The organism is Burkholderia sp. 22088 (genome assembly GCF_052045915.1).
Taxonomy (GTDB): Bacteria; Pseudomonadota; Gammaproteobacteria; order Burkholderiales; family Burkholderiaceae; genus Burkholderia; species Burkholderia cepacia.
The window spans coordinates 237,534-257,220 of the sequence record NZ_JBQEPY010000009.1; the positions used below are offsets into that span (position 1 = coordinate 237,534).

Consider the following 19,687-nt stretch of genomic DNA (forward strand, 5'->3'; position numbering starts at 1 on the left):
GGCCGGCGGCCGTCAGACGACGATGTTCACGAGGCGGCCCGGCACGACGACGATCTTCTTCGCCGGCTTGCCGTCGCTGAACTTCGCGAACGCTTCGTCGGCCACCGCCGCAGCTTCGATCGCCTCGCGGCTCGCGTCCTTCGCGACCTTCAGCGCGCCGCGCACCTTGCCGTTCACCTGCAGCACGAGTTCGATCTCGGCCTGCTCGAGCGCGGCCTCGTCGACCTTCGGCCACGGTGCGTCGAGCAGCGGGCCGAATTCGTCCGCATAGCCGAGCGCCTTCCACAGCTCGAACGTGACGTGCGGCACGACCGGGTACAGCACGCGCAACAGCACGCCGTACGTTTCGCGCAGCACGCCGGGCGTCGCGCCCTTCGCGCCGTCGATCGCGTTCAGCATCTTCATCGCGGCCGACACGACCGTGTTGTACTGCAGGCGCTGGTAATCGAAATCGGCCTGCTTCAGCACGCTGTAGATTTCGCGGCGCAGCGCCTTGTCGGCTTCGCCGAGCGCGGCCGCATCGAAGCCCGCGCGCGCGGCGAGCGCTTCACGGTTCGTCGCACCGAAGCTCCACACGCGGCGCAGGAAGCGGCTCGCACCCTCGACGCCCGCGCCCGACCACTCGAGCTGCTGCTCGGGCGGCGCGGCGAACATCGTGAACAGGCGCGCGGTATCGGCGCCGTACTGGTCGATCAGCACCTGCGGATCGACACCGTTGTTCTTCGACTTCGACATCTTCTCGATGCCGCCGAGCACGACCGGCTGGCCGTCCGTGTTCAGCGTCGCGCCGACCGGGCGGCCCTTGTCGTCGTGCGTGACCGTCACGTCGGCCGGGTTGTACCAGGTCTTCTTGCCGGAAGCGTCTTCACGGTAGAACGTCTCGTTCAGCACCATCCCCTGCGTGAGCAGGTTCTTCGCCGGCTCGCCGAACTTCACGAGGCCGAGGTCGCGCATCACCTTGGTCCAGAAGCGCGAATACAGCAGGTGCAGGATCGCGTGCTCGATGCCGCCGATGTATTGATCCATCGGCATCCAGTAATCGGTGCGCGCGTCGACCATCGTCTCGGCGTCCGGCGCCGTGTAGCGCGAGAAGTACCACGACGAATCGACGAAGGTGTCCATCGTGTCGGTTTCGCGCTTCGCGGCCGCGCCGCACTTCGGGCACGAACAGTTCAGGAACGCTTCCGACTTCGCGAGCGGGTTGCCCGAGCCGTCCGGCACGAGGTCTTCCGGCAGCACGACGGGCAGATCCTGCTCGGGCACCGGCACGTCGCCGCACGACGGGCAGTGGATGATCGGGATCGGCGTGCCCCAGTAGCGCTGGCGCGATACGCCCCAGTCGCGCAGGCGCCACGTGACCTGCTTGTCGCCGAAACCGCCGGCGTTCAGGTCGGCCGCGACCGCGTCGACGGCTTCCGTGTAGCGCAGGCCGTCGTACTTGCCGCTGTTCACGCAGACCGCGGTTTCCTTGTCGCCGTACCACTCCTGCCATGCGTCGAGCGAGTACTGCTGGCCTTCGGCCGAGATCACCTGCCTGATCGGCAGATCGTATTTCTTCGCGAACGCGAAATCGCGCTCGTCGTGGCCCGGCACGCCCATCACCGCGCCTTCGCCATAGCTCATCAGCACGTAGTTGCCGATCCACACCTCGACCGGCTCGCCGGTCAGCGGGTGCGTGACCGAGAAGCCCGTCGCGACGCCCTTCTTCTCCATCGTCGCGACGTCGGCCTCGGCGACACCGCCGCGCTTGCATTCGTCGATGAACGCGAGCAGCTCGGGCTTGTCCTGCGCGAGGCGCGTGGCCAGTGGATGCTCGGCCGCGATCGCGCAGAACGTGACGCCCATGATGGTATCGGCGCGCGTCGTGAACACGCGCAGCAGCTTCTTCTCGCCGTCGAGTTCGTACGGGAAGCCGAAGTTCACGCCGAAGCTCTTGCCGATCCAGTTCTGCTGCATGATCTTCACGCGCTCGGGCCAGCCGAGGCCGTCGAGGTCGTTCAGCAGCTCATCCGCGTACTGCGTGATGCGCAGGTAGTACATCGGGATCTCGCGCTTCTCGACGAGCGCGCCCGAGCGCCAGCCGCGGCCGTCGATCACCTGCTCGTTCGCGAGCACGGTCTGGTCGACCGGGTCCCAGTTCACGGTGCCCGTCTTCTTGTACGCGATGCCCTTCTCGAGCATCTTCAGGAACAGCCACTGGTTCCACTTGTAGTAGTCCGGCTTGCACGTCGCGATCTCGCGCGACCAGTCGATCGCGAGGCCCATCGACTGCATCTGGCCCTTCATGTAGTCGATGTTGTCGTAGGTCCACTTCGCGGGCGGCACGCCGTTCGCCATCGCGGCGTTCTCGGCCGGCATCCCGAACGCGTCCCAGCCCATCGGCATCAGCGTGTTGTAGCCGTTCATCCGCAGATAGCGGTACATCACGTCGTTGATCGTGTAGTTGCGCACGTGACCCATGTGCAGCTTGCCGGACGGGTACGGCAGCATCGACACGCAGTAGAACTTCGGCTTCTGCGAATCTTCCTGCGTCTTGTAGGCATCGGCTGCGCGCCAGTCGCCCTGGGCGGCGGCTTCGACGTCGGCGGGTACGTATCTCTCGTGCATGGTGTGGTTCGGACTAGGCTTTAAGCGGCGCGACGGCGCGCGCAGGAGTGGATCGAAAATCGTGCTTGCCCGGCGGACCGGCAGGTTCGCTGTTGCCGACCTGTTCACGGTTCCCGGGAATTTTCCGGGCAACCCGCAGCATGCCCGGGTAGCCTGGAAAATTCCGGGTTACCTGAAAAGAGCCTGCCAACCGGGAAAAACGTTGATTATACCGCCCGCGCCGGCCCATTCGACCGGTCTTGCGGCGGGCGGCCCGATCCTGCGCCAGGGGCAGGCCCGCAGGAGCCGCTCAGCGGTTGGCCGGCACGGCAGGCGCCGCCGCGGAACCGCCCGCCTGCGGCGGCACGTCGGTCACGAAGCCGATCCGCGTCAGGCCGGCGGCCTGCGCGGCGCCCATCACCTGCGCGATCACGTCGTAGCGGGTCGCGCGCGACGCTCGCAGCCGCAGCTCGGGCGGCGCACCGCCCGCGGCGGCGGCCCGGAAGCGCGCGGGCAGCGCGTCGAGCGCCACCGGCGTGTCGTCCCAGTACAGCTTGCCCGCGTCGTCGATCGACAAGGTGACGGATTGCGGCGTGTCGCGCGCGACGCTGGCCGCGACCTTCGGCAGGTCGAGCCGGATCGCGTGCGTCATCAGCGGCGCGGTGATGATGAAAATGACGAGCAGCACCAGCATCACGTCGATCAGCGGCGTCATGTTGATCTCCGCCATCGGCGCGGACGTCTTGTGGTGCTCGAGTCCGCCGAATGCCATGGTCGCTCCTCCGGAATGGACGCGTCAGGCTTCCTGCGCGCAGACGAACACGTGCAGGTCGCGCGCGAAACCGTCGAGTTCCTCGGCGAGCTGCCGCACGAGCCGCCCGAGGATGTTGTAGGCCAGTACCGCGGGAATCGCGACCACGAGCCCGAACGCGGTCATGATCAGCGCCTCGCCGACCGGCCCCGCGACGCTCTCGATCTGCGCCTGCCCGCTCGCGGCGATGCTGCCGAGCGCGTGATAGATGCCCCACACGGTGCCGAGCAGCCCGACGAACGGCGCGGTGCTGCCGATCGACGCGAGCAGCACCTGGCCGAATTCGAGGCGCCGCTGCGAGCGCAGCATCGCGTGCCGCAACGCACGCAGCACGCGTTCGCCGCGCTCGACGCGCGCGGCCAGCGCGGCCGGGTCGTGATCGTCGGCCGCATCGCGCGCGGCTTCGGCGAGCGGCACGAACACGCGCTCGCGATCGGCGCCGGCGAGCGCGGTTATGCCCGCGTCGAGCGACGGCGCGCGCCAGAACGCGGCGAGCGCGCGCGGCCCCTGCCGCTTCGCGCGGACCAGCAGCCAGGCTTTCATGAGGAGGAAGCACCAGCTGGCGACGGACATCGCCAGCAGCACATAGGCGACGGCATGCGTGATCGCATCACCGCTTTCGAGGTAGTGGACAACGCCGGTGGGTATCGCCATCGGAGTTTCCCCGTGGGGTCAGCGCAGGCCGAGCACGTCCTGCATGTCGAACAGGCCGGCGCCGCGCGCCGACAGGAAGCGGACCGCGCGCAGCGCGCCCTGCGCATACGACACGCGGCTCGACGACTTGTGCGTGATCTCGATGCGCTCGCCGATCCCGGCGAACAGCACGGTGTGATCGCCGACGATGTCGCCGCCGCGCACCGCCGCGAAGCCGATCGACGACGGATCGCGTTCGCCCGTCACGCCGTGGCGGCCGTACACCGCGCAATCGTCGAGCGAGCGCCCGAGCGCGCCGGCGACCGCTTCGCCCATCATCAGCGCGGTGCCCGACGGCGCGTCGACCTTGTGGCGGTGATGCGCCTCGATGATCTCGATGTCGTAGCCGTGCGAGAAGTGCTTCGCCGCGAATTCGAGCAGCTTCAGCGTGACGTTCACGCCGACGCTCATGTTCGCCGCGAACACGATGCCGATCTTGCCCGCCGCGGCCTGCAGCCCGGCCTTCTGCTCGGCGGTGAAGCCGGTCGTGCCGATCACGAGCTTCACGTCGTGGCGCAGCGCGGCCTCGATATGGGCCATCGTGCCTTCCGGACGCGTGAAGTCGATCAGGTAGTCGGCCTGCGCGAACACGGCGTCGAGATCGGCGGTCAGCCTGACCCCGGTTTCCTTGCCGAGGAACGCGCCGGCATCCTGGCCGAGGAACGGCGAATCGGCGCGGTCGAGCGCGCCGACGAGCTGCGCGTCGGAATCGTTGAGAACGGCTTCGATCAGCATCCGGCCCATACGGCCCGATGCGCCGGCAATCGCAATCTTCATGGCTTTCTACACGACAGGTCTAAAGGCGGGCGGCGCATGCCGCCCTGTTTCCGCGCGCGGGCTTATTGCGCCGGCGCGGTGAGCGGCTGGTTCTGCAGCGTGTCGGAGCCTTGCGGGCCGACCGGCGGCGACGCCTCGTTCGACGCGTTCGGCGGCGGCGGACGATGGAACTGGAACTGCGGCTGGATCGCCGGAACCGCGCCCGGCGGCTGGCCGCCCGGCACCGGCGCACCGCCGGCAGCCTGCGTGGACGGCGTGAACCGCCGCGCAGCCGTGCCCTGGCCCGACACCTGGTTGGTCGCGCGGTTCGCCGCGCGGGCGGCCTGCGCGTTCGCATCCTGGTCGACCACCGCGCCGGACGCCGGCACGGTGGACGGGCTCGCGACCGTCTCCGGCGCCGGCGCGCTCGCCGCCTGTGCGGCGCTCGCGGCGGCGGCAGCCTCGGCGGCCTTCTTCGCCGCTGCGGCCGCCTTCGCCTTCTTGCCGCCACGGTCGCCGTCGATGTCGGCCAGCAGGTCGAGTTCCGAAGGCAGGTTGTCCGCCCCCGTCCAGCCCGCGACGCGATCGCCCGAGAACGTCACGACGAGATCGCGCTGCTGGACGACCGCCGTCGAGCCGCGCTTGAAGTAGAAGAGGTAATCCCAGCGGTCGGCGTGGAACATGTCCGCCAGCAGCGGGGTGCCGAGCAGCGCGCGTACCTGCTCGCGCGACATGCCGACCTGCAGCTGCGAGGCTTTCTCCTGCGACACGAAGTTGCCTTGCACGACGGTGATCCGGTAGGGGGTGATGCTCTGCGCGATGCGCTGCGTCACGCTGTCGTACGACGAACAACCAGCCAGCGCGGCAACGGCGGCGGCAGCGATGATGACACTCCGCATGCGGCTCCTCTGAAAGTGCGAAAGAGATTCTGGAATCATTTCCCTCACCGTGCAGGCCCGCGTCGCAGGCCGCGCGTGTTTCTGGAACGGCGAAAAGCCGGTAACATTGAAGCCCTGCATTGTACTCTAGGGATGCCTAGCCATGACCAATCCGACGGATCTCAAGAATATCGGGCTAAAGGCCACCCTACCGCGCCTCAAGATTCTCGAGATCTTCCAGCAAAGCCCGGTGCGCCACCTGACCGCAGAAGACGTCTACCGGAACCTGCTCAACGAGCAGCTCGACATCGGGCTTGCCACCGTCTACCGCGTGCTGACGCAGTTCGAGCAGGCCGGCCTGCTGTCGCGCAGCAACTTCGAATCCGGCAAGGCCGTGTTCGAACTGAACGAAGGCTCGCACCACGACCACCTCGTGTGCCTCGATTGCGGCCGGGTCGAGGAATTCTTCGACGCCGAGATCGAAAGCCGCCAGCAGGCGATCGCGAAGGAGCGCGGCTTCCGGCTCCAGGAGCACTCGCTCGCGATGTACGGTTCCTGCACGACCGAGAACTGCCCGCACCGCAAGCACTGAGATCCAGCCGCGCGCGCGGCGCATCCAGGACGGCCCGGACGGCGATTCGCCTTCCGGGCCGTCTTCTTTTCGGGATACGCAGGAGGCGCCCGCCCGGGGAAACCGGCGGCGCACCGCCGCCCCACGGGCGGGCCCGCCCAGGCTTTCGCACACCCTTCGCGTTGCCTGCCCGGGCGGCCCCGGGTGACATCAGGCCGCCGGAGGGGCCGGCCTGCCCGCCTTCGTCATGCCGCGCCCGCGCAGGCCGGTTCGAACTCCAGCGCCCACGCGCGCTCGAGCGGGATTTCGTCGCAGTTCGGCTGCGGGCCGCCGCGATCGACGATCACGAAATCGCTGACCGCATCCAGCGCGAGCAGCGGATGGTGCCAGACGCCCTTCGCATAATTCACGCCCTGCCAGCCTTCCGCGAGGAACGCGCGCATTGCGTCGGGCCGGAACTCGCCGGCCGGCGCGACGACGATCGCGTAACGCGACACCGCCGCGAGCGGGATGAACGCCTGGCTGCCATGCGGATGGCGCTCCATCAGCGTGACCGCAACCGGCAGCGCACGCGGCTGCGCGCGGAACACACTGACGAGCGGGCGGCCGCCGTCCGCGCACACGTCGATCGTCGCGAGATCGTGGAAGCGCTCGGTCGTGCCGCCGTTGATCGGGAAATGGCGCGCGCCTTCGAGCGCGATCACGTCGCCGAACGGCGCGAACGCTTCGCGGGTCAGGCGCTCGACGCGCAGGATGCGGGATCCGCTCATGCCGTTGCCCTCCTTCAAGCCGGCTCGCCCCACAGACGCAGGCGCGACACGCCGCCGTCCGGGAAGATGTTGAAACGCACGTGCGTGACGGGGCCGAGCGCCGCAAGCTGGTCGAACGTGTGGACGTGGTCCATCGACAGCTTCTGCTCGCCGAGCAGTTCGGCCCAGAACATCGCCTGCGTGACGAGCGAGTCGTCGGTGCCGCCCGCCACCCTCGCGGCCTGCAGCGAGCAGCGGTCGGGGAAATTGCCCTTGAAGAACGCGGTATCGACCTCGACGCGCCGGATGATGCCCGGCCGCGCGAGCGCGACGATCGCCCAGTCGTTGCCGGGCTCGCGGCGGCGCCGCGTTTCCCAGCCGTCGCCCATGTTCGCGCCGCGCCCCGGCATCAGCATCTGCGATGCCGGGCCGAAGTGCTGGTTGTTCGCGGCCACCAGGTAGCCGCCGTTCTCGATCGCCGCGAGATCGACGAGCTCGCCGGCCGGCACCTGGCGCCAGTCGCGCTGCGGCTGGCCGTACACGCGCAGCCGCGCGAGGCCGCCGTCCGGGTACAGGTTCACGCGCAGGTGCGTATAAGGCTGCGCATCGTCGACGCTCACGTAGCGATGCGAATTGCCCTGCAGCGTCGTCGCCGGGACGATCGTGCGCCATTCGGCGTTGTCGGACGGCGTGTCGCCTTCCGCGACGCACGCGTCGATCGACGCGGCCGGCGGGAAGTTGCCGGTGAAATGGCTCGTGTCGAGGTCGACGCCGTGAATCACGCCCGGCCGCGCGAGCCGCACCACGCAGAAGTCGTGGCCGGTCGTGCGCTTGCGGCGCGTTTCCCAGCCGTCCATCCACTTGCCGTGGTCGTCGTACTTGCCGGGGATGAACACGGCCGGCTCGGGATTCAGCATGCGCTCCTTCGGCGCGAAGAACTCGTCGCTGGCAAAGAGCGCCTGCGCCCCGAGGCGCGGGTCGGCGAGGTTCATGTAACGCCGCGTAAACGCCGGCGCATCCGGATCGAGGATGGGGGCTGCCATGTCGTCTCCTGTAGTTTGATGAAGGGCCGGCGCATCGAGGCGCCGGCCACATGAATGCCAGGTGCGCGGGGCGGCCCGGGGCAAAGCCGCCCGCGCGGGGTCGCGCTCAGAGCGCGTGAGCCTGATCGCCGGCGACCGGCGCCGTGCGGTCTTCCTCTTCGGCCGGCACGTAGCGCAGCTCGCGGTTCAGCACGCGCTTCGCGCGGGCCCGGTCGATGTCGTTCTCCCACACCGCGACGACCACCGTCGCGACGCAGTTGCCGATCAGGTTGGTCAGCGCACGGGCGATGCCGACGAACCAGTCGACCGGCAGGATCAGCACGAGGCCGAGCACGGGAATTGCGGGGATCGCCGACAGCGTCGCCGCGAGGATCACGATCGCCGAGCCCGGGATCCCGTGCGCGCCCTTCGACGTGACGAGCGACACGAGCAGCACGACGATCAGGTCGTGCGTCGACAGCGGCGTGTTGGTGGCCTGCGCGATGAACAGCACGGCGAGCGTCAGGTAGATCGAGAAGCCGTCGAGGTTGAACGAATAGCCGGTCGGGATCACGAGGCCGACCGTCGAATCCTTCACGCCCATGTATTCGAGCTTGCGCATCACCTGCGGCAGCACCGCGTCCGACGACGCCGTGCCGAGCACGATCGACAGTTCCTCGCGCAGGTAGCGGATCAGCTTGAACACCGAGAAGCCCGCGAGCCGCATCACCACGCCGAGCACGACCGTGACGAACACGAAGCAGCTCAGGTAGAACACCGCGACCAGGTAGCCGAGCTGCTTGAGCGACGCGACGCCGTACTTGCCGGTCGTGAACGCGATCGCGCCGAGCACGCCGAGCGGCGCGAGCTTGATGATGAAGCCGATGATCCGGAAGAACACGTGCGACAGTTCCTCGATCAGCGAGTTGACGCGTTGCGCCTTGTCGCCGAGCAGCGACAGCGCGGAACCGAACAGCACCGCGAACACGAGGATCTGCAGGATGTCGCCCTTCGCGAACGCGTCGATCGCGGTCTCGGGGATGATCTTCATCAGGTAGCCGGCCGTGTCCTTCAGGCTCTCGGCGTTCTTCGCGTACGACGCGAGCGACGACGCGTCGAGCGAGCGCAGGTCGATGTTCATCCCGACGCCCGGGCGCGTGACCCACGCGAGCACGAGGCCGATGCCGAGCGCGAGCGTCGTCATCACCTCGAAGTAGATGACGGCCTTCAGGCCGACCCGGCCGACCTTCTTCAGGTCGCCCGCGTTCGCCATCCCGCTGACCACGACGCAGAACACGATCGGCCCGATCACCATCTTGATGAGCTTCAGGAAGCCGTCGCCGAGCGGTCGCAGCGACTCGGCGAAATGCGGGAAGAACGCGCCTAGCGCGATCCCCAGGATCAATGCGACGACTACCCGGCCAAACAGCGAATTGAGGAATTTCGACACGGCGCTCTCCCGATCCAACGGTTGCAGTTTCGTCTGTTCATACTGGTAAGACCAGTGATGTTATGGTCGATAGTAGGAAGCCGATATAGTGGCGTCAAGGACGGACAAAATAGGGATTTCCCACCCCCTCCCCACCCGCCTGACACGCACCTAACAGGGGCAGATCGTGGCTTTCCCGTAGGGCGTCCATGCACCGCCTGCGTGCGGATTACAATGCCGGTCAGACCGGCCAAAGTTCACCTCATGAAAAACGTTCCGCATACCGTGACCGACGCCGCCATCGCGACGATCCGCGACCGGATCGAGGCAGGCGTGTATCCGGTCGGCAGCCTGCTGCCGGCCCAGCGCCAGCTCTCCGAGGAGCTGGAGATCAGCCGCGCGTCGCTGCGCGAGGCGCTGTCGACGCTCGAGGCGCTCGGGATGCTGCGCATCCGCGCGGGCAAGGGCGTGTATGTCGAAAGCGCGCAGGCCACGGCCGCCCATGCGTGGCGGTTCGCCGAGCAGTCGTCGCCGCCCGATACCTACCAGATGCGCTACGCGCTCGAAGGATTCGCCGCGCGAATGGCCGCGCACGTCGTCACCGACGACGACATCGCGTGGTTCGAGGACAATCTCGCCGACCTGCACGTCGCGCTCACCGAAAGCGAGCTCGACGCGGCATCGCAGCTCGACTTCGACTTCCACATGCGGATCATCCATCTCGCGGGCAACGCGGCGATCGAATCGATCCTGCGCAGCAGCGCCGACATCATGAAGGAAAGCCAGCGCATGCCGTTCTACCGGCGCGAGCTGCTGCTGTCGACGTGGACCGAGCACCGCGCGATCGTCGACGCGCTGATCGCACGCGATGCGGCCGCCGCGGGCACCGCGATCGAAACGCACATCGCGAACGCCGCGCAGCGCGCGGGCATCTTCTTCCCGACACCGCGCACCTGACGGCCCGGGCGGCCACGCGCCGCGCGCGCCGCCCCGTCGCACCGGTCAACCTCCCGACGGATCCCGATACGCGAGCGCACGCTCGATGAACGCGCGCGCCGCGACGCTGCGGTACGCGCCCTTGCGTGTCAGCAGCGCAGCCGTGCGCGCGGGCAGCGGCGGATCGATCTCCAGCGCGCACAGGTCGGCACTCTCGCGCGCGACCGCGTCGGGCAGCACCGTCGCGAGCCGGCCGCACCGCACGAGCTCCAGCACCGCGCTGACCGTATTCGTCTCGATCGCGATCTTCGGCCTCGCGCCGTGCTCGATGAAATAGCGGTCGATGCTCTCGCGCGTCGCGAACGCGCGGCTCAGCAGCACCAGCGGCTCGCCGCCGAGCTCGGCCGGCGTCAGCGCGCGGCGCCGCCGCGCAAGACGGTGCGTACGGCCCGTCACGAGCGCGAGCGGCTCGTCCCACAGCGGCAGTGCGTCGACGTCCGGCGCGCGCGGCGGCATGAACGCGAAGCCCGCGTCGAGCCGGTCGTCGGCGAGCAGCGCCTCGATGCGTTCCTGCGGCATCGCGTCGATCGTCAGCGCGACGTTCGGATAGTCGGCATGGAACGCGTCGATCAGCGAGCCGCTCAGGTAGGCCGCGAAGGTCGGCATCATCGCGAGCCGCAACGACCCGCCGCCGAGGCCGGCGACGTCGTGCAGCGCGCGCTGCCCCGTATCGAGTTCGTGCAGCGCGGCACGCGCGTGGCGCGCATAGACCTCGCCGAACTCGGTGAGCTGCACCGTGCGGCCCGATCGGTCGAACAGCTGCACGCCGAGCGTTTCCTCGAGCTGGCGGACCTGCTGCGACAGCGTCGGCTGCGACACATGCAGCGCGTCGGCCGCGCGCGTGAAACTGCGCTGCTCGGCGACGGCCAGGAAATAGCGGATGTGGCGGAGTAGCATGGCGGCCGACGTATTGGTTTTGCCAATGAAGAGCATAACGATCCAGTCTTGGACGCTATGGTTCGATTCCCGCATCATACGCACATCCGTTCCGGCGCATCGCACCTGCTTTCCGCACCGGAACGGCCCGCCCGGGCCCGCCTGCCTGCGCCCGCCGCACGACGATCCGCCGCCCGCCCGATCCGGGCCCGGCCGCGATCCGCCCGGCGCGCATCGGTTCACCGCCGATCCGTTGACGCCGGCCCCGATTTCCGTCACCCCGCGCAGCCGACGGCCCCGTGCCGCCGGCCGGCGCCGCTGTTTTTCGCGACCATGGAACCGCATCAAGACAACCACCCTCCCCTGACCCGCGGCATGACGCTGCTGTTCGCGTGCGCGTGCGGCATCGTCATCGGCAACATCTATTACGCGCAGCCGCTGCTCGCCGCGATCGCGCACAGCTTCGGCCGCGCGCCGACCGAACTCGGCTATCTCGTCACGCTGACGCAGCTCGGGTATGCGGCGAGCCTGCTGCTGATCGTCCCGCTCGGCGACGCGGTCAACCGCCACACGCTGATCGTGCGGCTGCTGATGCTCAACGTCGTCGCGCTGGCAGCGGTCACGTTCAGCACGAACTTCACGATGTTCGTCGTCGCGAACGTCGCGGTCGGCTTCGTCACCTGTTCGACGCAGCTGCTGGTGCCGTTCGCGGCGTCGCTCGCCGACGCGCGCTCGCGCGGCCGCGCGGTCGGCACCGTGATGAGCGGGCTGCTGCTCGGCATCCTGCTCGCGCGCGTCGCGGCCGGTGCGATCGCCGACGGGTTCGGCTGGCGGGCCGTGTACGGCATCGCCGCGGTGATGGTGCTCGCGCTGACGGCCGTGCTCGCCGTGAAGCTGCCGAAGGATCGCCGCGACGCGCGCCTCGACTATGCGGCGCTGATGAAGTCGCTCGTCGCGCTGGTGCGCGCGCAACCGCTGATCGCGCTGCGCTCCGCCTACGGCGCGCTCGTGTTCGCGTGCTTCAGCCTGCTGTGGACGGGCCTCACGTTCCTGCTGAGCCAGCCCCCGTACAGCTATTCCGAAGGGCAGATCGGCCTGTTCGGCGTCGTCGGCGCGGTGGGCGCGCTCGCGGCGACGTCGGCCGGCCGGCTGGTCGATCGCGGACACGGCAATGCCGCGACGGGGTTGTTCGCGGCGGCCGTGCTCGCGTCGTTCGCGCTGATCGCGACCGGCGCGCACTCGCTCGCGGCGCTGATCGCGGGCATCCTGCTGCTCGACGTCGGCGTGCAGGGCGTCCACATCTCGAACCAGAGCGTGATCTATGCGCTGGCCGGCAACGCGCGCAGCCGCGTGACGACGATCTACCTGACGAGCTACTTCATCGGCGGCGCGCTCGGGTCGTTCGCGGCGAGCGTCGCGTACGGCATCGACGGCTGGCGCGGCGTGTGCATCGCGGGCGCGGCGCTCGCGGGCGTGCTGGTCGTGTCGTGGCTCGCGTCGCAGCGCGCCGGCGCGCGGCAGGTCACGCAGTAATTCAGCGGGGCGTTTTCTCGTCACCATGAAAAAGGGCACGCCCCGCGAAGCGCGGGCGTGCCCTTTTCACGATCGCGTCGAGACAGTCGCGAGCTAGCGCGTGACCGTCACGCAGCCTCGTCGACGAAATCGATCAGCACCTTCATCGCACGCTGCCGGTCGCCGGCCAGTTCGAACGCGAGGTTCGCGTCGCGCATCGGGAACACGCGCGTGACGGCCGGCCGCAGGTCGACGCGCCCCGCATTGATGAGCTGCACCGCGAGCGCGAATTCCGCGTGAAAACGGAACGAACCGCAGATCGACAGCTCCTTCGCGACCACGACGTTCTGCGGCAGGCTGACGTCGCCGCCGAGCCCGAGCTGCACGACGACCCCGCGCGGACGCATCACGTCCAGCCCGTCGCGCAGCGCGCGCGCATTGCCCGAACACTCGATCATCACGTCGAACGTGCCCTTGTCGGCGCTGTAGCGCTCGACCCATCCGGCGTCGGCCGCCGCGTTGATCGTGCGGTCGGCGCCGAGCGCGCTCGCCACTTCCAGCGGCGCCTCGACGACGTCGGTCGCGACGATCTCAGCCGCGCCGTGCGCGCGCGCCGCCGCGACGGCGAGCACGCCGATCGGCCCGCAGCCCGACACGAGCACGCGCTTGCCGATCAGCGGGCCCGCGCGCGACACCGCGTGCAGCCCGACCGCGAACGGTTCGGCGAGCGCCGCGAGCGACATCGGCACGTGATCGGCAACCTTCACGCACTGCACCGCGTCGCACACGAGCGCGTTGCGGAATGCGCCCTGCACGTGCGGCATCCGCATCGCGCTGCCGTAGAAGCGCATGTCGAGGCACTGGTTCGGCAGCCCTTCGAGGCAGTAGCGGCACGCACCGCACGGCCGGCTCGGATTGACCGCGACGCGATCGCCGACCTTCACCGACGTCACGTCCGGCGCGACTTCCGCGACCGTGCCGGCGACCTCGTGGCCGAGCACCATCGGCTGCTGCAGCCGGATCGCACCGAAGCCGCCGTGCCGGAAGTAATGGAGATCGGAGCCGCAGATGCCGCCCATCGCGACCTCGACGCGCACCTGACCCGGGCCGATCTCGCCCGCGTCCTGCTCTTCCACCCGCAGGTCGTTCGGCCCGTGGATCACGACACACATGCAACGCATACGCATGACAGCCTCCTCAGACGACCGGCGTGACCAGCGGCGCGCCGGCGAAGTGCGCGGCAAGGTTGTCGCGCACCAGCCAGCCCATCGCCTGGCGCGTCTCGATCGTGCCGCTCGCATGGTGCGGCTGCAGCAGCACGTTCGGCAACGCGAGGAAACGCGGGTCGATGCGCGGCTCGTTCCAGAACACGTCGAGCGCCGCACCGGCGATCGCACCGCGCTCGAGCGCGTCGAGCAGCGCGGGTTCGTCGACGGTCGTGCCGCGCGACACGTTCACCAGATAGCCTTGCGGCCCGAGCGCGTCGAGCACGGCGGCGCCGACGAGGTGACGCGTCGCCGGCCCGCCCGCGAGCGTGACGATCAGCAGGTCGCACCAGCCGGCCAGCTCGGCGAGGTCGCCGAAGAAGCGGTGCGGGCTGTCCGCGCGCGGCGCGACGTCGAAGTAGCCGAGCTCGACGTCGAAGCCCGACAGCCGGCGCGCGATCGTCGAGCCGATCCGGCCGAAGCCGACCACGCCGACGCGCTTGCCGTACAGCCGCGTGACGAGCGGCATGTCGCCGTCGCGCCAGGCGCCGGAACGCACGTACGCGTCGCCGGCGCCGATGCGGCGCATCATCGCGAGCGCGAGCCCGACGCCGAGGTCGGCCACGTCGCCGGTCAGCACGTCGGGCGTGTTCGTCACGCGGATGCCGCGCTCGCGCGCGGCGGCCAGGTCGATCGCATCGGTGCCGACGCCGTAGCACGCGATGATCTCGAGCTTCGGCAACGCGGCGATCAGCGCGGCATTCGCGCCGAGATCGCCGCGCGTCGCGATCGCGCGCACGCCGGCGCCGTGTTCGGCGAGGAACGCCGCGCGGTCGGCGGCTTCCCACAGCCGGTGGACGTCATAGCCTGCCGACAGCCATGCGTCGTCCCACGGCTGGTAAGGGCCCGTCATCAGCAGTTCGGGCCGCTGGGTCGATTCGTGCGCCATCTGCGCTTGCTCCTGTCGAGATAAGTTGAATGCGAAGGCAGGCCGGGCCGCGTCAGCCGCCCGGCCCGTTCATGCATGCCGCGCGAGCGCATCGGCGCCCGGGGCCTGCGCCACCTGTGCCGCGTCGAGCGGATCGTCGAGATCGCGGTTCAGCGTTTCGGGCATCCGCGACGTCGTGAACAGCGTGATCAGCGTCAGCAGCACCAGGTACGCGGCGATCGGCACCCAGGCGCGCACGCCGGCCGCGTGATCGCCGCCGTGCAGCGCGATCACGGTCGCGATGATCGTCGCGCCGACGAGCGGCGCAATCCCGCCCGCGAGCACGGCCGACACTTCGCGCGAGAACGACACGCCCATGTAGCGATGCCGCGCGCCGAACAGTTCGGGCAGCAGCGCGGCCTGCGCGCCGAGCATCCCCCAGTTCGCGAAGCCCTGCGCGACCGAGATCGCGATCACGCTCGCGACCACGTTCCCCTGGCTGAAGATCCACCACACCGGGAACGCGAGCGCGAGCTGCAGCCACGCGAACGTGCGATACACGCGCACGCGGCCGAAGCGGTCGCTGAGCCGGCCCGCCAGCGGCACCGTACACGCGCCGACGGTCGCCGCGCACACCAGCGCGAGCGCGCCGATCGGCCCCTTCATGCCGATCACGCCCGCGAGATAGCTGACGGCGAGCGCCTGGTAGATCGACGAGCCGCCGTTCTCGGCCATCCGCAGGCCGATGCCGATCAGCAGCGAGCGCTTCGAATGCTGCACGGCGCTCTTCAGCGGATTCGCCAATACCTGCGCACGCTTTTCGAGCCGCACGAAGGTCGGCGACTCGTGCAGCCGCACGCGCATGTAGATCCCGACCGCGACGATCACCGCGCTGAACAGGAACGGCACGCGCCAGCCCCAGCCGTCGGTGACGCGGTCGAGGTTCGCGAGCAGCAGGAAATAGACCGCGGCCGCCAGCACCGTGCCGAGCTGGATGCCCAGGAACGGCAGCGACGCATAGAAGCCGCGCTTGCCGGGCGGCGCGTATTCGGTCATCAGCACCGCGGCGCCGGCCTGCTCGGCTCCGGCACCGAGGCCCTGCAGGATGCGCAGCAGCACGAGCAGCCCGGGGGCCCAGTAGCCCGCCGTTTCGAAGGTCGGCAGCACGCCGATCAGCGTGCTCGCGACGCCCATCAGCAGCACCGTCGCCGTCAGCACGAACTTGCGGCCGATCCGGTCGCCGAGCACGCCGAACACGACCCCGCCGAGCGGGCGCACCGCAAACCCGACGAAGTAGGTGCCGAAGCTCGCGATCAGCCGCATCTCGGCGGTCTGCGCGGGAAAGAACAGCGGCCCGAAAACCAGCGCCGATGCGAGCGTGTACAACGCGAAATCGTAGTATTCGAGCGCGCTGCCGAGCGAGCAGGTCCATGCCGCGCGGTTGAGCTGCTTCGTGTCGACGCCGCGGCGCTCGACGGTCTCGCCCGGCGCACCGGACCCTGCATCGTGCCGCGCGGGCGGCGGGGAAATGCGATCCATCGTTGTCTCCTGTCTCCTGCCTTCCGTTCCGGAACCCGGCGCGTACCGCGACCGGGACATCGGCCCGCTCGTGCGGCGGGCTCTTCTGGGAATTCGGATGCCGGCCGCGGCCGGCGCAACGGCGCTGCGCGCATGGCGCGCTCGCGCCGCCGCTCAGACGGCGCTGGTCAGGCCGCCGTCGACGAACAGCGTCTGGCCGTTCACGAAATCGGACGCGGCCGATGCGAGGAAGATCGCCGCCCCGCACAGCTCGTCGACGCGCCCCCAGCGGCCGGCCGGCGTGCGCTTGCACAGCCAGTCCGAGAACGCGGCGTCGTCGACCAGCGCGCGGTTGAGTTCGGTTTCGAAATAGCCGGGCGCGAGGCCGTTCGCCTGGATGCCGTGGCGCGCCCAGTCGGCGCACATCCCTTTGGTCAGCATCCGCACCGCGCCCTTGGTCGCGGCATACGGCGCGATCGTCGGCCGCGCGAGCTCGCTCTGCACCGAGCAGATGTTGATGATCTTCCCTCGGCCGCGCGCGATCATGTGCCGCGCCACCGCCTGCGCGACGTTGAACACGCCGTCGAGGTTCACGCGCATCAGCGCCTGCCAGTCGTCGGGTTCGAATGCGTCGAGCGGCGCGCGGCGCTGGATGCCCGCGTTGTTCACGAGGATGTCGATCGCGCCGACGCGCGCCTCGAAATCGTCGATCGCCGCACGCACCTGCGCGTGCTCGGCGACGTCGAATACCGCGTAGTCGGCCGTGAAGCCTTCCTCGCGCAGATGCCGCACGAGCGTCGCGGCCTTCTCCTCATTGCGATCGTTGATGACGATCGCCGCGCCGGCTTCGGCCAGCCCGCGGGCGAGCGTCAGCCCGATCCCGCGTCCGGAACCGGTAATCAGTGCGCGGCGGCCGTCGAGGCGGAACCGTTCGAGCGCGTGGGTCATGCGTGTCTCCTCGTGCCAGTCGAGCCGGCGGCCCATCGCGGCCGGTCTCGCGTTGACGGTATCTTCGGCCGCCGGCCGGGCACCGCGCCAATGGTCTTTTTTGATCCGGTTATCATGAAATCTGATTACCGCTCACGCCTGCCCGCCGCCCATGGAACTCAAGCAATTGCGCGCCTTCGTCACGCTCGCGGAAGAACTGCATTTCGGGCGCGCCGCGCAGCGCCTGTTCATCGTGCAGCCCGCGCTGAGCATGCAGATCAAGGCGCTCGAGGAAGAACTCGGCGCGCGCCTGTTCGAGCGCGACCGGCACAAGGTCGAACTGAGCGAGACGGGGCGCGTGTTCCTGCCCGAGGCACGCGCCACGCTGCAGCAGGCCGCGCGCGCGGAACAGATGGCGCGGCTGTCGAGCCGCGGCGAAATCGGCACGCTGCGGATCGCGTTCGTGTCGTCGGTGCTGCCCGCGCTGCTGCCGGCCGTGCTGCGCACGATGCGCGAGCGTTATCCGCTGATCACGCTCGAACTGAAGGACATGCCGACGCCCGACCAGGTCGCCGCGCTGCGCGACCGGCGGATCGATTTCGGGATGATCCGGCTGCCGGCCGCGTATGCGGGCATCGACACGCGCGTGGTGCTCGAGGAAGGCTTCGTCGTCGCGCTGCCGCTCGACCATCCGCTCGCCGCGCACGACGCCATCCCGCCGGCCGCGCTGCGCGGCCAGCCCGCGTTCGTGCTCGCGCGCCGCTACGCGCCGGGCTTTCACGACGACATGCTGCTCGCGCTGAGCCGCGCGGGCACGACGCTCGAGATCGCGCAGGAGTTCGGGGAGTTCACGACGATGCTCGCGCTCGTCGCGGCGGGGATGGGAATCGGGCTGATGCCGGCGGAGGCTGCCAGCGCGCTGCCGCCGAACGTGCTCGCGCGGCCGCTCGACCTGGCCGGACACCGCACCGGTATCGGCCTCGCGTGGACCGATCTCGACAGCCCGCTGAAGCGCGCGTTCGTCGACGCGCTCGAACACGTGACGGCGAACGCCGGGCAATAAAAAACCCGGCCGGAAAACCGGGCCGGGCTCGTTCGCCACGCCGGCCGCCTTGCGGCGGCCGCGCAACGTGCGGGATTACTTCGCGTTCGCGAATGCGACAGCCGTATCCAGCATGCGGTTCGAGAAACCCCACTCGTTGTCGTACCAGCTCGACACCTTCACGAGGCGGCCCGACACCTTGGTCAGCGTTGCGTCGAACGTCGACGAAGCCGGGTTGTGGTTGAAGTCGATCGACACCAGCGGTGCGTCGTTGTAGCCGAGGATGCCCTTCAGCGCGCCTTCCGATGCTTCCTTCATGATCGCGTTGACTTCCTCGACCGTCGTGTCGCGCTTCGCGATGAACGACAGGTCGACGATCGACACGTTGATCGTCGGGACGCGGATCGCGTAACCGTCGAGCTTGCCGTTCAGTTCCGGCAGCACGAGGCCGACGGCCGAAGCCGCGCCCGTCTTCGTCGGGATCTGGCTGTGGGTAGCCGAACGCGCGCGGCGGAGGTCTTCGTGATAGACGTCCGTCAGCACCTGGTCGTTGGTATACGCGTGGATCGTCGTCATCAGGCCGGTTTCGAGGCCGATCTTGTCGTTCAGCGGCTTGACGAGCGGCGCGAGGCAGTTCGTCGTGCACGATGCGTTCGAGATGACGGTGTGCTCGGCCTTCAGCACGTCGTGGTTCACGCCGTAGACGATCGTCGCGTCGACGTCCTTGCCGCCCGGTGCCGAGATGATGACCTTCTTCGCGCCGCCCTTCAGGTGCGCGCTCGCCTTTTCCTTCGTCGTGAAGAAGCCCGTGCATTCCATCACGACGTCGACGCCCAGCTCGCCCCACGGCAGTTCTGCCGGGTTGCGGTTCGCCAGCACGCGGATCTTGTCGCCGTTCACGACGAGGTAATCGCCGTCGACCGACACTTCGCCCGGGAACTTGCCGTGCGCGGTGTCGTACTGGGTCAGGTGCGCGTTGGTCTTCGCATCGCCCAGGTCGTTGATCGCGACGATCTCGAGATCGTGCTTCTTGCCGTTTTCATAGAACGCGCGCAGCGTGTTGCGGCCGATACGGCCGTAGCCGTTGATTGCGACGCGAATCGTCATGGTCTATCTCCTGATGGCTGAAAAAATTCGTTTCGTGCAGCTTCACGTGCGACGCGCGCGAGGGGCGGCGCGCGTCGCGTA

18 protein-coding genes are annotated in these 19,687 nt (G+C 69.1%); 4 read left to right on the top strand and 14 right to left on the bottom strand.

What is annotated here, in order from left to right:
* Nucleotides 1–12 precede the first annotated feature (12 nt).
* The 5 genes from leuS to bamE all read right to left on the bottom strand — a co-directional run bounded on the left by leuS (nt 13) and on the right by bamE (nt 5,745).
* Nucleotides 13–2,607: a leucine--tRNA ligase gene (leuS, locus tag ACTJLD_RS19175; protein ID WP_059697827.1), complete on the bottom strand. Its 2,595-nt coding sequence runs from the start codon at nt 2,605–2,607 to the stop codon at nt 13–15.
* 289 nt (nt 2,608–2,896) lie between these two features.
* Nucleotides 2,897–3,358: an ExbD/TolR family protein gene (locus tag ACTJLD_RS19180; protein WP_059697829.1), complete on the bottom strand. Its 462-nt coding sequence runs from the start codon at nt 3,356–3,358 to the stop codon at nt 2,897–2,899.
* A 24-nt stretch (nt 3,359–3,382) separates the two neighbouring features.
* Complete coding sequence (locus ACTJLD_RS19185; protein ID WP_027788388.1) at nt 3,383–4,051, bottom strand: MotA/TolQ/ExbB proton channel family protein; 669 nt, start codon at nt 4,049–4,051, stop codon at nt 3,383–3,385.
* 18 nt (nt 4,052–4,069) lie between these two features.
* Nucleotides 4,070–4,867 (bottom strand): 4-hydroxy-tetrahydrodipicolinate reductase, encoded by a 798-nt coding sequence (gene dapB, locus ACTJLD_RS19190; protein WP_021159286.1) that lies wholly within the window; start codon nt 4,865–4,867, stop codon nt 4,070–4,072.
* A 62-nt stretch (nt 4,868–4,929) separates the two neighbouring features.
* Nucleotides 4,930–5,745, bottom strand: coding sequence for an outer membrane protein assembly factor BamE (bamE, locus tag ACTJLD_RS19195; protein WP_059697831.1), 816 nt, complete (start codon nt 5,743–5,745; stop codon nt 4,930–4,932).
* A 142-nt stretch (nt 5,746–5,887) separates the two neighbouring features.
* Between bamE and fur the strand changes: the two genes are divergently transcribed.
* Nucleotides 5,888–6,316, top strand: coding sequence for a ferric iron uptake transcriptional regulator (gene fur / locus ACTJLD_RS19200; protein ID WP_006400349.1), 429 nt, complete (start codon nt 5,888–5,890; stop codon nt 6,314–6,316).
* 224 nt (nt 6,317–6,540) lie between these two features.
* Here fur and ACTJLD_RS19205 read toward each other — a convergent pair whose 3' ends face one another.
* The 3 genes from ACTJLD_RS19205 to ACTJLD_RS19215 form a co-directional block, all read right to left on the bottom strand.
* A complete protein-coding gene (locus ACTJLD_RS19205) occupies nt 6,541–7,065 on the bottom strand; it encodes an ureidoglycolate lyase (protein WP_059687211.1) in 525 nt (174 codons plus the stop codon).
* Between the two features lie 14 nt (nt 7,066–7,079).
* Nucleotides 7,080–8,087: an allantoicase gene (alc, locus tag ACTJLD_RS19210; RefSeq protein WP_060169927.1), complete on the bottom strand. Its 1,008-nt coding sequence runs from the start codon at nt 8,085–8,087 to the stop codon at nt 7,080–7,082.
* A gap of 106 nt (nt 8,088–8,193) precedes the next feature.
* Nucleotides 8,194–9,516, bottom strand: a complete 1,323-nt coding sequence (locus ACTJLD_RS19215) for a C4-dicarboxylate transporter DctA (protein WP_021159282.1) — start codon at nt 9,514–9,516, stop codon at nt 8,194–8,196.
* A gap of 213 nt (nt 9,517–9,729) precedes the next feature.
* Between ACTJLD_RS19215 and ACTJLD_RS19220 the strand changes: the two genes are divergently transcribed.
* Nucleotides 9,730–10,452, top strand: coding sequence for a FadR/GntR family transcriptional regulator (locus tag ACTJLD_RS19220; RefSeq protein WP_021159281.1), 723 nt, complete (start codon nt 9,730–9,732; stop codon nt 10,450–10,452).
* Nucleotides 10,453–10,497: 45 nt separating this feature from the next.
* Here the strand turns inward: ACTJLD_RS19220 and cynR are convergent, their stop codons facing one another.
* Complete coding sequence (gene cynR, locus ACTJLD_RS19225; RefSeq protein ID WP_027788392.1) at nt 10,498–11,388, bottom strand: transcriptional regulator CynR; 891 nt, start codon at nt 11,386–11,388, stop codon at nt 10,498–10,500.
* 312 nt (nt 11,389–11,700) lie between these two features.
* Between cynR and ACTJLD_RS19230 the strand changes: the two genes are divergently transcribed.
* On the top strand, nt 11,701–12,900 hold the full coding sequence (locus ACTJLD_RS19230) for an MFS transporter (RefSeq protein ID WP_059697834.1): 1,200 nt from the start codon (nt 11,701–11,703) through the stop codon (nt 12,898–12,900).
* Between the two features lie 107 nt (nt 12,901–13,007).
* Here the strand turns inward: ACTJLD_RS19230 and ACTJLD_RS19235 are convergent, their stop codons facing one another.
* The 4 genes from ACTJLD_RS19235 to ACTJLD_RS19250 form a co-directional block, all read right to left on the bottom strand.
* Entirely contained in the window at nt 13,008–14,066 is a 1,059-nt protein-coding gene (locus tag ACTJLD_RS19235; protein ID WP_334004597.1) for an L-idonate 5-dehydrogenase, read from the bottom strand.
* A gap of 10 nt (nt 14,067–14,076) precedes the next feature.
* A complete protein-coding gene (locus tag ACTJLD_RS19240; RefSeq protein ID WP_059697838.1) occupies nt 14,077–15,033 on the bottom strand; it encodes a 2-hydroxyacid dehydrogenase in 957 nt (318 codons plus the stop codon).
* Nucleotides 15,034–15,102: 69 nt separating this feature from the next.
* Nucleotides 15,103–16,551, bottom strand: a complete 1,449-nt coding sequence (locus tag ACTJLD_RS19245; RefSeq protein WP_060194628.1) for an MFS transporter — start codon at nt 16,549–16,551, stop codon at nt 15,103–15,105.
* A gap of 153 nt (nt 16,552–16,704) precedes the next feature.
* Nucleotides 16,705–17,478, bottom strand: coding sequence for an SDR family NAD(P)-dependent oxidoreductase (locus ACTJLD_RS19250; protein ID WP_027788397.1), 774 nt, complete (start codon nt 17,476–17,478; stop codon nt 16,705–16,707).
* A gap of 151 nt (nt 17,479–17,629) precedes the next feature.
* On the opposite strand from ACTJLD_RS19250, the gene ACTJLD_RS19255 reads away from it, so the two are divergent.
* Complete coding sequence (locus ACTJLD_RS19255) at nt 17,630–18,520, top strand: LysR substrate-binding domain-containing protein (RefSeq protein WP_021159274.1); 891 nt, start codon at nt 17,630–17,632, stop codon at nt 18,518–18,520.
* A gap of 75 nt (nt 18,521–18,595) precedes the next feature.
* On the opposite strand, the gene gap is transcribed toward ACTJLD_RS19255, so the two are convergent.
* On the bottom strand, nt 18,596–19,606 hold the full coding sequence (gene gap, locus ACTJLD_RS19260) for a type I glyceraldehyde-3-phosphate dehydrogenase (protein WP_006485712.1): 1,011 nt from the start codon (nt 19,604–19,606) through the stop codon (nt 18,596–18,598).
* Nucleotides 19,607–19,687 lie beyond the last annotated feature (81 nt).